Below are 15,027 nucleotides of genomic sequence, written 5' to 3'. Positions count from 1 at the left end.
TAGCCTTGCAAGAGTCATGCTGGAAAACCTTGCCGAACACTCGCCCATCCCGGGAGGCCATACCTTAATCCCCGCCGCTGGCGCCCGCCGTTCTGGCTGTGGCGCAAGGTTCGGTCAGACGATGGATCGAAGGTCGCGGCAGCCCCTCAACATGCGGCGACTGAATAGCACCTGCGCATCACAGAACGACTGGCGGGCCGGGTCAAGGGGTTGACGGGACTCTTCTGTGTTCTGTTATTAACGGCGGCGGCCTTGGGCCGGCCCGCGGGGCGCGGAGCGCCAAGCGGAAACGCGCTTTTGAAAGCAGACGCATGGATTCCTCGCACCGCTCCCCACAGCACGCCGAGACCCGGCTGGTCACCTCCGGCCGCGACACCAAGGCGCAGAAGGGGTTCGTCAATCCGCCGGTCGTTCACGGCTCGACCGTGCTCTATCCGAGCGCCGAGGACCTGCACGCCCATCGCGGCGAGTTCCAATACGGCCGCCACGGCACCCCCACCACCAAGGCCTTCCAGGAGACGCTGATGGCACTGGAGGGGCCGCAATGCGCCGGCGTCGGCATCACGCCGTCGGGCCTGGCTGCGATCTCCACCACCTTGCTCTCGGTGCTGAAGGCCGGCGACCATCTGCTGGTCTGCGACAACGTCTATCGGCCTTCGCGCAATTTCTGCAACGGCATGCTGGCCCGCTACGGGGTCGAGACCAGCTATTTCGATCCGCTGATCGGCGCGCGCATCGAAAAGCTGTTCAAACCCAACACCCGCGCCGTGCTGGTCGAGGCGCCGGGCTCGCAGTCCTTCGAGATGCCGGACATCCGCGCCATCGCCGAGGTCGCGCATGCACGCGGTACGCTCGTCATCGACGACAACACCTGGGCGACCCCGCTCTATCATCGTTCCCTCGACCAGGGCGTCGACATCAGCATGCAGGCCGCCACCAAATATATCGGCGGCCATTCCGACATCATGTTCGGCACCATCTCCGCCAACGCCAAGGCCTGGCCGCAGATCGCCGAGGGCATCCGCCTGCTCGGCGTCTGCGCCGGTCCTGATGACGTCTTCCTGGCGCTGCGGGGCCTGCGCACGCTGTCGGTGCGGCTGGCGCAGCATCATCGTTCGGGGCTCGACATGGCGCGCTGGCTCGCTGCCAGACCCGAGGTCGCGCGCGTCCTGCATCCGGCGCTCGAGACCGATCCGGGCCACGCGATCTGGAAGCGCGACTTCACCGGCGCCTCCGGCCTGTTCAGCATCGTCTTGAAGCCGGCGCCGCAAAAGGCGGTCGACACCATGCTCGACACGCTCAAACTGTTCGGCATGGGCTTCTCCTGGGGCGGCTTCGAGAGCCTCGTGATCCCCTTCGATTGCGATACCTATCGGACCGCGACCAAGTGGGCGCCCGGTGGCCCGACGCTGCGGCTGCATATCGGACTCGAAAGCGTCGACGACCTCAAAGCCGACCTCGATCGCGGCTTCGCTGCCCTGAAAGCTGCAATGTGAGCCTGGGAACGCGCAGCCGACGCAAACGTTAGCGCCGACGCGCCAACAAATGATTTGATCCGCTGGCATTTGGCGCTAGCCTGACCCTTCGATTCCAATCCGGACACGGAGCATGGGAACGTTGGTTCTGCTCGATCTGATGGGCGGCGTGGCGCTGTTGCTGTGGGGCCTGCACATGGTCCACAGCGGGATTCTGCGCGCCTTCGGCCCGGACTTGCGGCGGCTGCTTGGCAAGGCCCTCAGCAACCGCCTCAGCGCCTTTGCCGCCGGCCTCGGGCTCACTGCCCTGCTCCAGAGCAGCACCGCGACGGCCCTGATCACCAGCTCGTTCGCCGCCGAAGGACTGGTCAGTCTCGCCGCAGCGCTTGCCATCATGTTAGGGGCCAATGTCGGCACGACGCTGATCGTGCAGGTGCTGTCGTTCAACATCGCAGCCGTCGCGCCGGTGCTGTTTGTGCTCGGGCTCGTCGCCTTCCGCTCCGGCCCACGCTCGCGGATCAAGGACATCGGCCGCGTCTTCATCGGGCTCGGACTGATGCTGCTCTCGCTGCACATCCTGCTCGACACGCTGGCTCCGGCCGAGAACGCACCCGGCATGCGCGTCGTGATGTCGGCCATCACCGGCGATCCCGTTCTGTGCATCGTCATCGCGGCAATCGTCACCTGGGCGGTGCATTCGAGCGTCGCCAGCGTGCTGCTGATCATGTCGCTGGCCTATTCGCAGTTCATCTCGCCCTACGCGGCGCTCGCGCTGGTGCTCGGCGCCAATCTCGGCAGCGCCATCAACCCCGTATTCGAGGGTGCCAGGCGCGATGATCCCGCGAGCTATCGCCTGCCGGTCGGCAATCTTGTCAACCGCGTGGTCGGAATCGCGATTACGCTCCCCTTCCTGCACGTGATCGCAGAGCACATGCACGCCTGGCAGCCCGATCTCGCCAGGATGACGGCGGCCTTTCACATCGCCTTCAACGCCGGCACAGCCGTCATCTTCATCGGCCTGCTCGACACCATGTCGCGCCTGTTGACCCGGGTCCTGCCCGACCGCATCCAGGAGGTCGACCCGGCCCGCCCGCGCTATCTCGACGAGACCGCGCTGGAGACGCCGTCACTGGCGCTCGCCGACGCCGCCCGCGAGACGCTGCGCATGGGCGATCTCGTCGAGGTCATGCTGCGCAAGGTGATGGCCGCGATGATGACGGGCGATCGTGCGCTGGTCGACCAGGTCACGAAGACGGACAATGCCGTCGACGGGCTCGACGAAGCCATCAAGCTCTACGTGACCAAACTGACGCGCGGCAGCCTCGACGAGAGCGAGGGCCGGCGCGCAATGGAGATCATCTCCTTCGCCATCAACCTCGAGCATATCGGCGATATCATCGACAAGAATCTCAGCGAGCTCGCGAGCAAGAAGATCAAGCGACGCCTGCAATTCTCGGCCGAGGGCGCCGAGGAGCTCGCCGCCTTCCATAAGCGCACCATGGAGTCGCTTCGCATCGCCTTCGGAGTCTTCATGTCGGGCGACGCCAACGAGGCGCGCAAGCTGCTGGTCGAGAAGACTGCGCTGCGCAACACCGAGCTCGCCGCCGTCGAGCGCCATCTCGACCGCCTGCGCGAGGGCCGGCCCGAGACCATCGAGACCACCTCGCTGCATCTCGACGTGCTGCGGGACTTACGCCGTATCCACTCGCATATCTGCTCAGTCGCCTATCCCGTGCTGGATGCGGCCGGCGAGCCCTATCGCAGGAGCGAGGCCGAGGCGGAGGTCCTGCCCGCTTCGGGCGCGGCGTCGGCGATGCCGCGCTAGGACCGGGATCAGCGATCCAGCGTCTTCGACGCGGTGCCGTGGTTCTTCCAGATCAGCATGATGTTGCGAAGATAAATGATGGTCGCAAACAACTGTCCCACGATGATGACCGGCTCGCGCTTCACGACGCCGTAGATCAGAGTCATCAGGCCACCGCCCATCGAGCAAAACCAGAACGCCATCGGCACCACACTGTTTCCAGCGCGCTCGCTCGCGATCCACTGCACCAGAAATCGCGCGGTGAAGAACAGTTGCGCGACCAGGCCAAACGCGAGCCAGAAATCGAACTTGGCGACGAATACGTCGTAGAAAAAATTGCTCACCGCCTGACCGTATTGAATGATCATGCCTTCACCTCAGTCACATCTGGCGTAGGCTTCTTGCGACGCATCAGCCACCACACGCCGGCGAGATCCATGATGCCGATCCACAGCCTGTCGAAGAAACCATAGTTTGAAACGCCGGAATGGCGCGGCCGGTCGATCACGTCGACATAGGCGATTTCGTAGCCTTCCCGGCGCACCAGCGCCGGCAGGAAGCGATGCAGACCATCGAAATAGGGCAGCATCAGGAACACATCGCGCCGGAACGCCTTCAGGCCGCAGCCGGTGTCGCGCGTGCCGTCGTTAAGGATCGACCCGCGCACGCCGTTGGCGATGCGCGACTGAAACTTCTTGAAGCCGGTATCCTTGCGCCCGACTCGCTGGCCGGCGACGAGCCCGACGCGCGCGCTCTTCTCGACGGCCGCGATCAAGTCCGGCAGGAACGCCGGATTGTTCTGGCCGTCGCCGTCGAGGGTCGCCACGATGGGGCCGCGCGCCGCACGAACGCCGCTGCGCACCGCTGCCGACTGGCCGGTCGACTTGGCGTGACGAAGCTGCCGCAAATTGTCCCGCTGCTGCATGATGGCGGCGAGCCGCTCGCCGGTCGCATCCGTTGAGCCGTCATTGACGTAGATGATCTCATAGGCCCAGCGGCCATCGAGCGCAGCACTGATCTCGGCGATCAGCGGCGCGATGTTGTCGGCTTCGTTGCGCACGGGAACGACGATGGAAACCGAAGGCTGGGACGTCGACAAATCGGAGCTCGTGGTTGGAACTGGCCTGCCCCGGGGAACCGGCGGGCCCGGCAGGCAGCCGCTTTTATGGGGCGGATGCCCCGCGGGCAACCCTTTTGAGGCGGCCCGCAAGGGGCACAATGGTGCCATCCGCAAGGATCGCAAAGCCTAGCCGGCGCGCCGCAAACCAGTAGCGGACCGCCATGGCGCCGACGATGCCAAGCAGGGCGCCGGCCGTGACGTCACTCGGGTGGTGCGCGAGCAGCACCAGGCGCGTCAGCAGGATCACGATTGCGTAGGTGAACATGAACACGCGCAGGCGCGGCCACAGCGCCGAGACCGCAAACGCCAATGCGAACGCCGTTACCGCATGCCCCGACGGCAGGCTGGCATAAGCCCCCGTACCCTCGAACGGTATGAAGTTGAATGGATTGGCCTTGCCGCCGACGAACGGACGTCCGCGACCGATCAGATATTTCAGGATCTCGGCCACGAACACGGACACGGCAACGGACAGAAACATGAACTGCAGCCGTGTGCCGAAACCGAGCAGTAGCGCACGGCGGGTGCCGTGCATCCCGGCCGCAACAAGCGCCACGACCACCAGCGCAGCCCCCAGCACCGAGAGCACATACTCGTCCTTGCCGAAATCGGTGAGGATGCGGATCGGCCACAGACCCGGCGTGCCGCGCGCCGGCATCAGCAGTATCTCGGTCTGATCGAACGCGACCATCAGCACAATGACCAGGGCCGCACCCGCAGCGCTGAGCCACAGCGAATGCAGCGCCAGCTTTCGGGCGGCCACGGCCCGGCGCGAATGCGAGGGCGCGCGCACGAGTTGCGCCAAGGCACGCCCCGAAACGGCAAGCAATTGCGCGGGATAATCCGGGCGCGGAGCAACGTCGGTGGAGGCCGGCATCCTACTCGGTACCTTCCGAACGGAAGATCGAGATCGAGATCGAGCGCCCTTGCGAGAAATTATAGCCGTCGATGCGCGCGCCGACCTTGTAGCGCAGCCCGATCGCCTCGGCGCGCTGCACGAAGCTCCGCTCCGAACGCTGCTCGATCAGCGCGAAGCGGCAGCTCCCCTGCCGCAAGAAGTCCGCCGCGCCCGAACCGTCGGTAAGCAGCGTCTGGGTGCCCGTCAGGAAGACGAGGCTCGGCTCGTGGTAGCCGGCAGCAGCCGCTTTCGGCCCGACGCAGGTGACGTTGCGAAGCGCGCGAGCGATCTCGACGCTCGGAAACAGCGGGGTCAGCGACGGCAGCACGATGCCGTAGACCGTCACTGCCAGCATCAGGGCCGCTACCAGCGCGTTGAGCAGCGAGCGCTCGGCGCGATTGTTGTCGTAGAGCCACCAGGCGAACAGGCCGAAGATCAGCGCGGCCGCGATGAACGGCCAGGCCACGAAGGCCGGCTGCCGCGTCAGCATGACCGCGCCGACCACCGCGATGATCGAGGCGGCCGCGGGGATCGCGAACCACCAGGCCGAGCCGCGCATCAGCCAGGACCGCGACAGCACGCTCCGCTCCAGTGCACCGACGGTGAGGATCGCGATCGCGGGGTAGAGCGGCAGTACATAGTGCGGCAGCTTGGTCAGCACCGCCTCGAACACGATCCAGGACGGGATCAACCAGGCCAGCAGGAATTGCGCGCCCGGCTCGCGCCGCGCCCGCCACACCGCGGGTGCCGCCATCGCCGCGAGCGGCGCGCCGGGCCAGAACATGATCCAGAACAGGACGAGGTAAAGTCCGGGCGGCGCGCCATGGGATTCCTGGGCGCCGATCTTGCTCAGCATGTCGCCGCCGACCGAGTCGGCGAAGAAGGCATCGCCCGCGCGCCAGAAGATCGCGATGAACCAGGGCAGCACCAGCACCAGCGTCCACATCAGGCCCCAGACCGGGCGCAGCTTCCACAGCCAGGAGGCATCGCGGTCCTGGATCGCCAGCACCACCACGGTGAGCCCCGCGAACATCAGGATTAGCGGGCCCTTGATCAGGATGCCGACCGCGAGCGCGGTCCAGAAAATCGCGGGCCAGCTCCACGGCGGATGCGTCTCGTCCTCGGCGCGCTGCCAGGACAGATAGGCCCGCGCCATCGCGCCCATCGCGGCGACCACGCAGAACAGCAGCACGGCGTCGGTCTTGGCGAGCCGTGCCTCGACACCGAGCAGAACGGAAGCACACATCAAGAGCGCAGCGAGCACCGCTGCGCGCCGCGTGACGAAGCCGAGCGCCGCCCAATAGGTCATGAGCACCGCGCCGATCGCACCGATCAGCGACGGAATCCGGTAGACCCAGATCCGCAATTCGGCCTTCGGCAGCCTGAGCGCCGATGCGGCTTCAACCGCAGCCGATTGCAACCAGTAGATGCCGACCGGCTTCTTGTAGCGGACATCTTCCTGGAAACGGATGTCGACAAAGTCGCCGCTCTCGACCATCTGCTTGGTGGCCTGGGCAAAGCGCGCCTCGTCGCGGTCGATCGGCGGGATGGTGAAGAAGCCGGGCAGGAAAAGCAGTAGCGCGCACAGTACCAGGAAGGCCACGGCGCGGGCGTGGCTGGCCGTGACGACATCGAGCATACGCACGAGCCGGTTGCCCGGATTCACGGGCAATTTCGGCTCGCGGGGCGCTCCAAAACGGGGAGTTGGGTAGGTCTCGGCCATTGGTTCCGCTTACGCTGAAACCGACATCGCCACAACCGCTTAAGGCAAGGTCATTGAATTCGAATGACAACTGTGTCCGCGGCGCCCGTGGCGTCGATGACGGTGAGCCGTGCAAAGCCCGGACCGGGCGGATCAATCAGGCGCTGGCGGCGCCCGTCGATCTCGCCGAGCGACGTTCCGTTAACCATGATGGTCATGGGCAGAACGCCGCCGGCGACCTTCACGGGCATCGTAGCGGCCTCCTGGCCACCCGACCGATCGACGTCGATCCGCGAGCCGTTGAGCGGGAACTGGATATGCGGAGCCTGCCCGCCGCCGGTCCGGACAAGCTCCCCGACCGGGCGGAACCGCTTCAGCGGCAACGGCAGCTTCGCGTTGCTGGCGACCAGGGTTCCCTTAGGCGGCTTCGGCAATGGGGCCAGCGTCTTGCCGGTTCGCGCAAAGGCGTCGAACAGGATGGGCGCGGCAGCCACGCGGCCAATCAGGCCGGGAACCGGCGCGCCGTCGGGCCGGCCGACCCAGACGCCGATGGTCATGCGGCCGTCGAACCCGACCGACCAAGCATCGCGATAGCCGTAGGACGTACCGGTCTTGAAGGCGATGCGGTTGTGGGCGGCGTTCTCCGGCGGTGGCGTGCCGAGCAGCACATTGCCGACCTGCCAGGCCGCGACCTGGTCCATGAGCCGCAGCGGCTCGCGGTCGTCCTTGCCAATCATCACCTCGCGTAGCGGCTTGGTGGTGCCGAGCCGGGCGAACCCGGTATAGAGCTGGGCGAGATCCTGAAGCGTCACGCCGACGCCGCCGAGCCCCATGGCGAGCCCCGGCGCCTCATCTTTGGGCAGAACCAAATTGCCGCCGGCCTGGCGCAGCCGAGATGCCAGACGACTCGACCCGACACGGTCGAGCAGCACGATCGCCGGCACGTTCAGCGACAATTGCAGTGCCTTCTTCACTGGCACTGTGCCCTGGAACGTCATGTCGAAATTTTCCGGCGCGTAGGAGCCGAAGCGGACGGGCCTGTCGTCGATCAGGCTGTCGGGGTGGACGAAGCCGTCCTCGAAGGCGAGCCCGTAGATGAAGGGCTTTAGAGTCGAACCCGGCGAGCGAATGGCGCGAGTCATGTCGACCTGCCCTGCCCGGCTGTCGTCGAAATAGTCGGCCGCGCCAACGCGCGCCAGCACGTCGCCGCTCTCATTGTCGACCACGATGATGCCGACTGAAATGTTCGGCCCCAATGCGATGGCGCGGTCGCGCGCCAGCGGCTCCAGCACCTTCTGGAGATTGGCATCCAGCGTCAGCTTGATGATCGGTGCGTCCTTGATCGTCGCAAGCGCGCTGTCGGAAGCATGCGGCGCCAGGATCGGCATCGGCTTGCGCAGCTTCGGCACAGGAACGGCTTTGGCCTGCTGCGCATCGTCGAGGCTGACCTGGTGCTCCTCGACCATGCGATCGAGCACGCGGTCGCGCGCCTTGCGCGCGGCATCGGGATAGCGATCTAGCCTGCGCGTCTCCGGCGATTGCGGCAACGCGACCAGCAATGCAGCTTCCGCCAGCGACAGCCGCTTCGGCTCCTTGCCGAAATAGGAGATCGAGGCGGCGCGGATGCCTTCGAGATTGCCGCCATAAGGCGCGAGCGCGAGGTAGAGATTGAGAATCTCGTCCTTGCTGAGCGTCCGCTCCAGCTCGATCGCGCGCACGATCTGGTGCAGCTTGGCATAGAGCGAGCGCTGCCGCCGCGGCTCTGTCAACCGCGCGAGCTGCATGCTGATCGTCGAGCCGCCTGACACGATGTGGCCGCGCGTGGCGAGCTGCAATGCGGCGCGCCCCAGCGCCAGGGGATCGATGCCGTCATGCGCATAGAAGCGCTGGTCCTCATAGGCGAACAGCAGTTTCAGATAGGTCGGATCGACATTCGCCTTGGCATCGACCGGCAACCTCCAGCGCCCGTCCGCCATGGCATAGGCGCGCAGCAGCTTTCCGTTTCGGTCGACGACGGTGGTGGAGACCTGCCGCGCTTCATCAAGCGGCAGCGGGCCGAGGGAGTAGACCCAGGCGACGAAGGTGACGATGCCGAGGACGAGGGTGAGTGCGGCGATGGAGAGGATACGAAGGCCCCTGCCCTTTGCGCCTCTGCCGTCATTCCGGGGCGGCTCGAAGAGCCGAACCCGGAATCTCGAGATTCCGGGTTCGGTGCTTTGCACCGCCCCGGAATGACAGGGCACTTGGTCAGGCTCGCTCATCTCATCACTCACTTCGCCGCCCGCACCTCAACCGTGCCCGTCCCGGTGCGGCCGTAGCGCGAGGGATTGTACATGTCCTCGACATAGGCCTGCGGCAGCACGTATTTGCCGGGCGAGACCGCGCGCACGACGTAGGCCACGGTGAAGACCGACTTGGAATCCGAGGCGCGGTCGACCGCCGCTGTGAAGCGGTCGTCGCGGAACTCGGTATTCTCAGGCTCCTCGCCGTCCTCGATCCAGTCCAGCGTGCCGCTGTCACCCGACGACACCAGCTTCGGATTGTCGATCTCGAGTCCCGCCGGCAGATAGTCCGACACCATGATGTGGCCGTACTCGGGCTTTGCCTCCGTAATCTTCAACACCACGGCGAAGCGATCGTTCTGCTTGACCTTGCTGATATCGGCCGGCTTGCCGTCGAGCGTGAAGTAGTTGCGCTCGATCTTGAACCCGGCCGAAGCGGCCGGCTCAGGCGTGACAGGCGAGCCCGACACCGAGACCACCGCCTGCACCGGCGCATCACCGGTATTGGTGATCTTCAGCGGCCTGCCCTCCAGCGTCGCGGCCTTGTAGCTGCGATAGAGCGCGGTCTTGACCGGCTGGCCGTCGACCTCGATCGAGAGGTTCTCCTTGGCGAGCGCCCGCGCCGCCAGCACCAGCCACGCATTCTCCTGCGTGGAGGTGTAGGGCGTGAGCCCGCGTGCGGTCTCGACCCGCGACACCGCCTGCGTCAGCGTCGCCTTCGGCGCGTTGCCTTCGCTCGCGAGCGAGACCAGTGCTGCGGCATCGCGGAGCTGCGAGCCGTAGTCGGTGCGGCCAAACTCGAGCACGGGCTTTGGCGCGAGGCTGTCGAGCGCGGCACCATAGACGCGTTCGGCGCGGTTGCGGTCGCCGACCAGGGCTAGCGCCGCAGCAAGCTGCGACTTCGCGATCGGGGTCGCGAGGTTGGACAGCTTGGTGTCGGCGAGATAGCGAAGATCGCCGATCGGCGCTGCGCCATTGCGTGCGAGCACGTAGAGGCCGTAGGCGAGATCGCGCCCGCCGTCCTTCTCCGGCTCGTTGCCGTTCACCACCGAGTTGCGGATGCGGTCGAGCGCGTTCTTGAACAGCACGTCCGGCACCACAAAGCCCTTTTCCCGGGCGCGGGTCAGGAAGTCCGTCACATAGGCATCTAACCAGGCGTCGTCGCCGCCGGCCGACCAGAGGCCGAACGAGCCGTTCGACCCCTGGCGCGCCAGCAGCCGCTCGATCGCATCGCGGATACGCTGGTCGACCTCGGTGTCCATGGCGAGGTGCGCGCCGGCCGCGAGCTCGTTGACGTAGAGCAGCGGCAAGGCGCGGCTCGTGATCTGTTCCGAGCAGCCATAGGGATAGCGGTCGAGCGCCTTCAGGATCGTCGCCGCATCGAGCGCGGTCGACAGGCTCGCCGAGATCGAGACGCCGCCGGTGCCCGGCACGAGGTCGGAGAACATGTCCGAGGTCAGCGTCAGGCTCTCGCCCCTCGCCAGCGTCCGGATCGAGCGTCGCGCCAGCACCTGCGTTGCTGCCTTGACGTCGAACGCATAGTGACGCGCGAGCGCAAGGCCATTCGGCCCCTTGATGTCGACGTCGAGCGTCGCCTGCCCCGCCGCGGTCGCGTCGAGCGCCAGCGAGAACGCGTTGCGCTGCTTGGCGGCGAGCTTGACCGTCGTTGCGGGGTTACCGGTCATCTTCACCGGACCGCCCGTCTTCACGTTGATCACGTAGTCGCCGGCCTGGCCCTCGACATTGTCGATCTCCAGATTGGCTGTGCCGTGGTCACCGTTGAGCAGGAAGCGCGGCAAGGTCGTGGTCAGCACCACGGGATCGCGGATCACGACGTCCGTGTTGGCCCGGCCAAGCTTGGTCGCTGTCCACGCCACCGCCATCACGCGCGCGGTGCCGGCGAACTCCGGAATGTCGAAGCTCACCTCCGCTGTGCCGTCGGCAGCGACCGTGACGATGCCCGAATAGAGCGCGAGCGGTTTTTGTGTGGGCGGCGAGCCCTGCAGCTCGGCTGCCCCGGCGTCGCCGCCGGACTTGATCTGGCCGCGGGTGCCCGACATGCCGTCGATGAGCTGGCCATAGAGATCGCGGATCTCGGCGGTCAGGCGGCGCTGGCCCATATAATAGTCGTCCGGCGCCGGAGGCTTATAGTTGGTGAGGTTGAGGATGCCGACATCGACCGCGGCGATGACGACCTTGGCGTCCTCGCCCGGATTGAGACCGTCGAGCTTGACCGGGATATTCAACATCGCGTTCGGCCGGATCAGCGCCGGCGGCGTCAGCTTCACGGAAAGCGTGCGGGTCTGCTTGTCGATGCCGAACCATTTCAGGCCGATCGCCCGGCCCGGCATGCGCTGGGCAGCCGCATCGAGCGGACGGCGCAGCGTCGCCACGACATAGGCGCCAGTGCCCCAGTCCTTGCCGACCGGGAGCTTCACCTGCGCGGTGCCTTCCTTGACGTCGATGGTCTGCGTCGTCAGCAGGCGGTCGCCGAGCACGTTGACGGTGAGCTTGCCGGGGTTACGGACATTGACCGACACCGTCATGGTGTCGCCGGAAGCATATTGCGGCTTGTCGATCGAGGTCTCCAGCAGGTCCGGGGTGTCGGCGCTGCCATCGGAATACCAGCCGACGTCGAACTGCACCGAGGTTACCGGGCCGTCCGCGTCGTTGGACTTCACGTCGAGACGGTAGCGGCCAGGTTGAGGCGTGAGCGAAATCCGCGAAGGCTTGTCTGCCGCAACAGCGACATCCCCGTTGGCGACGCGCGACGTCGACTTGACCGGCTCATACTCCCAGTAATTGTTCTGGCGATACCACTGGTAGCGCGACTCCATCTTCAGGAGTTCGTAGCGCAGGCCGTCGCGGCGCAGCGTCTGGCCCTCGGGCGAGACGAACACGACGTCGAACTCGGCCTTGTCGCCCTCGGCGACGTTCTTGTCGCCGAACAGCGGCTTGATGCCGATCATGGCGCTCGCGGGTGCGACTGGCAGCACCAGCTTGCGCTCGACAGCACGGCCCCCGGTCTCGACCATGCGGACGAAGATCTGCGCCTCCTGCGGGCGGGTCGAGGCCGGCTGCTTGTCCAGCGTCACCGGGAAGGTCGCAACGCCATTGGCGTCGGCCTCCGGCAGGTTCTCCAGCGGCGTGCGCTCGTTCGAGGTGGTCTCCTCGTCGGCGACGCCGAACTGGTAGCCGGTAAAGCCCGGCCGCTCCGCAGCCGGCGCGATGAGCATGTCGCCTTCGAGCTGGAGGCCGGATGCGGGCGCGCCATACAGGAAATGGCCGTCCGCCTTAAGCTCTACAGGAGCATTAGCTTTGATCAGCTTGTCCTTGGCGGACAAGTCGAATTCGATCCGATCAGGAACGTAGTCCTCGACCATGAAGGTGGTCTCGCCGACCGAAGAGCCCTTCGGATCGGTGAAGGCGCGCACCCGCCAGGTCCCGGTCGGGACGGCCGAGTTGAGCGGCACGGAGAGCGTGCGGCCGCCGGCGCCCTGGTCGGCGAGCACGGCGCGGCCGAATTCGACCCCGTCGGGGCGCTCGATCACCAAGGTCAGCGGGCCGCCGGTGACTGCATTGCCCTGCCCGTCGCGGAGCAGCGCGGTGAGATAGACGGTTTCGCTGGAGCGATAGACGCCGCGCTCGGCATAGACGAACGCGTCTGCGCCCGCCGGGACCACGCGGCCCGCGACGCCACGGTCGGACAGGTCGAAGGCAGAGGTCTTCAGGCTCAGGAAGGCATAGTCGGCCTTCTCGCCGGTGACTGTGAGTAGCGCCGGCGACAGGCCGCCCTCGCCGCGTGCGAGCCCCGCCTCGAACAGCACGTGGCCGCTGTCGTCCGTCTTGCGCGTGGCCAGGATCTCGTTGTTGCGGGCAACCAGCCGCACCTCGGCCTTGCCGACCGGATCGGTCGAGGCCAGCGAATTGACGAAGACGTGGATGCCGTCGTTGCCGGAATAGGCCGACACGCCAAGATCGGAGACGATGAACCATTGCGTAGCGAGCAGGTAGTCGTCGTCCGAGCCCGGGCCCTTGGCCGCGGCCGTCATCACGTAGACGCCAGGCTGGAGCTCGCCGAGGGCCTGGTCGACCGGGAAAGCAGTTGTCACATCCTGGTTCAGCGTCATCGCGGTCGCGAGCTCGCCGGACCAGACTTTCATGCCGCGCTCGCCGCCGAGATCGCTGAGCTGATACTTGGACAACGTCTTCTGGAAATCGCTGTCCACAACCGTGTTGATCAGATTGCGGTCGCCGATCCGGAACACGTTGATGTTGATCGCGGGCGTATTGACGCTGACCACGGGAATGCCGCGCTGTCCGGTCCTCGGCAGCACATAGGCGCGGCTGGTGAAGCGCACGAACGGCTTGCGGTCGCGCACATAGATGTTGAACTCGGCCGATTTCGGCAGGCCCTCCTTCACGGTCGACGGCAGGCCGGCGCGTAGATTGATGTTGTAGCGCTCACCGTGCTTCAGCCCGTCGACGCAGAGCTGCTTGCCCTCGGCCGACAGCGCCGGCTTGTCCTGGCCTGCGAGCGCCAGGAACGGCGCGAAATCGGTGCGCTTGGCGAGTTCTTCCGAGAACTGGAAGCAGGCGCGCGGGCTCGCCGAGTCCGAGTCCACGGTGTAGTCGAGCAGCCGGAAGCCGTGCTCGTCGCGCATCTTCTCATATTGCCCGCGGACATCGGCGACCTCGCGCATGTCCAGCGACAGCCGCAGCGCGTCCAGCGCCGGCCGCCACAGCTTGCGCTCGGTCAGCGACTTGCCGAGCACCGCGAGCGCATCAGCCTCCTCGCCCGCATTCCCGGCGCGCATGTAGGCGATGTAGGCGGCGGTGGAGGCGCGCTCCAGCAGGAACGTCTGCTCGCTCGAGCTCTTGGGCGTGATCTGGAAGATGACCTTGGCGAGCCGCAGCCAGTTGCCGGCATCCTCGGGCGTAGTCGCCGCGATCTGGCCGAGGACGGACAGACCCGTGCGGAAATCGTTGCGCCGGAAGGCGGCGTCGGCGTCGGTGCGCAGGGTCGCGCCGGTCTTGGCGACCGGCCCCGCCTCGCTCTTGATCTGGGCCTCAAGCTTCATCGCGGAATCGGCGAGATCGTCCCGCCTGAAGGCCTTGTCAGCTCCTTGCGCAGCCGCAAGGCCGAACACCAGCGTGGCGCAGAGTGTAACGGCGCGAACCAGACCGATCATGAATGGACTCCCGGAAATCGCGGACGAATGCCGCGGGCAGCATGAAGTGCGCTGAAAGGTGACGGACTCAAGGCGATGGAACCAGAGGTGCAAATCGTCGCATTCGCCATGGCAAGGCAAGCCCAGAGCCGCCAAAGGTCGCCGCAATCACGGCAGCGGTAGAGGAAAAGATGTACCGGCAAAGCATATCCCGGCCGCGACACGGCTGGCCGCCGCGTCGCGAGGCCGGCAAAGCGCACTCTGCCGCTCCGCTTTGTCGCTTCTGGTGGGAAAACGGTTCGGTTCAGGCTTGGCGCGCTTGAGGATTTTTCATATGTGCAATGGTAGAAGACCGGCGGGCGGTAGCCGAGGCCGGCCCAGGGACGGTCCCGTAGCTCAACTGGATAGAGTAGCGGATTTCTACTCCGCGGGTTGCAGGTTCGAGTCCTGCCGGGATCGCCATCTCATTTTTGTCCAGACCGAAGACATCGGTAACAGATCGTACCTAAGACATAGGTGACAACCTCGTGCCGAGCGGGTTGCCGATTGGTTGCAAGGTCATTTACTCCAGGGTC

At 66.0% G+C, this 15,027-nt stretch carries 8 protein-coding genes and 1 tRNA gene; 3 read left to right on the top strand and 6 right to left on the bottom strand.

Going from position 1 to position 15,027, the window contains the following annotated elements; translation table 11 throughout:
- Positions 1–311 precede the first annotated feature (311 nt).
- Both metC and AC629_RS33905 read left to right on the top strand, forming a co-directional pair.
- Positions 312–1,496 (top strand): cystathionine beta-lyase, encoded by a 1,185-nt coding sequence (gene metC, locus AC629_RS33910; protein WP_084809143.1) that lies wholly within the window; start codon positions 312–314, stop codon positions 1,494–1,496.
- A gap of 112 nt (positions 1,497–1,608) precedes the next feature.
- Complete coding sequence (locus AC629_RS33905; protein WP_084809142.1) at positions 1,609–3,300, top strand: Na/Pi cotransporter family protein; 1,692 nt, start codon at positions 1,609–1,611, stop codon at positions 3,298–3,300.
- A gap of 8 nt (positions 3,301–3,308) precedes the next feature.
- On the opposite strand, the gene AC629_RS33900 is transcribed toward AC629_RS33905, so the two are convergent.
- The 6 genes from AC629_RS33900 to AC629_RS33875 all read right to left on the bottom strand — a co-directional run bounded on the left by AC629_RS33900 (position 3,309) and on the right by AC629_RS33875 (position 14,473).
- Positions 3,309–3,647, bottom strand: a complete 339-nt coding sequence (locus AC629_RS33900) for a lipid-A-disaccharide synthase N-terminal domain-containing protein (RefSeq protein WP_084809141.1) — start codon at positions 3,645–3,647, stop codon at positions 3,309–3,311.
- Positions 3,644–4,378 (bottom strand): glycosyltransferase family 2 protein, encoded by a 735-nt coding sequence (locus AC629_RS33895; RefSeq protein ID WP_084809140.1) that lies wholly within the window; start codon positions 4,376–4,378, stop codon positions 3,644–3,646. Before AC629_RS33895 ends, AC629_RS33900 begins: the two co-directional genes overlap by 4 nt.
- A 64-nt stretch (positions 4,379–4,442) precedes the next feature.
- Positions 4,443–5,276 (bottom strand): phosphatase PAP2 family protein, encoded by an 834-nt coding sequence (locus AC629_RS33890; RefSeq protein ID WP_084809139.1) that lies wholly within the window; start codon positions 5,274–5,276, stop codon positions 4,443–4,445.
- A gap of 1 nt (position 5,277) precedes the next feature.
- Positions 5,278–7,020: an ArnT family glycosyltransferase gene (locus tag AC629_RS33885; protein ID WP_084809138.1), complete on the bottom strand. Its 1,743-nt coding sequence runs from the start codon at positions 7,018–7,020 to the stop codon at positions 5,278–5,280.
- Between the two features lie 50 nt (positions 7,021–7,070).
- Entirely contained in the window at positions 7,071–9,260 is a 2,190-nt protein-coding gene (gene pbpC / locus AC629_RS33880) for a penicillin-binding protein 1C (RefSeq protein WP_143199645.1), read from the bottom strand.
- An 8-nt stretch (positions 9,261–9,268) separates the two neighbouring features.
- Positions 9,269–14,473, bottom strand: a complete 5,205-nt coding sequence (locus tag AC629_RS33875; protein WP_084809136.1) for an alpha-2-macroglobulin family protein — start codon at positions 14,471–14,473, stop codon at positions 9,269–9,271.
- 364 nt (positions 14,474–14,837) lie between these two features.
- Here AC629_RS33875 and AC629_RS33870 point away from each other — a divergent pair.
- Positions 14,838–14,914 (top strand) — tRNA-Arg (locus AC629_RS33870).
- Positions 14,915–15,027 lie beyond the last annotated feature (113 nt).

This window comes from Bradyrhizobium sp. NAS80.1 (genome assembly GCF_001908205.1).
Lineage (GTDB): Bacteria > Pseudomonadota > Alphaproteobacteria > Rhizobiales > Xanthobacteraceae > Bradyrhizobium.
The sequence above is the reverse complement of the archived record's forward strand: the minus strand, read 5'-3'. Positions and strand labels throughout refer to the sequence as shown.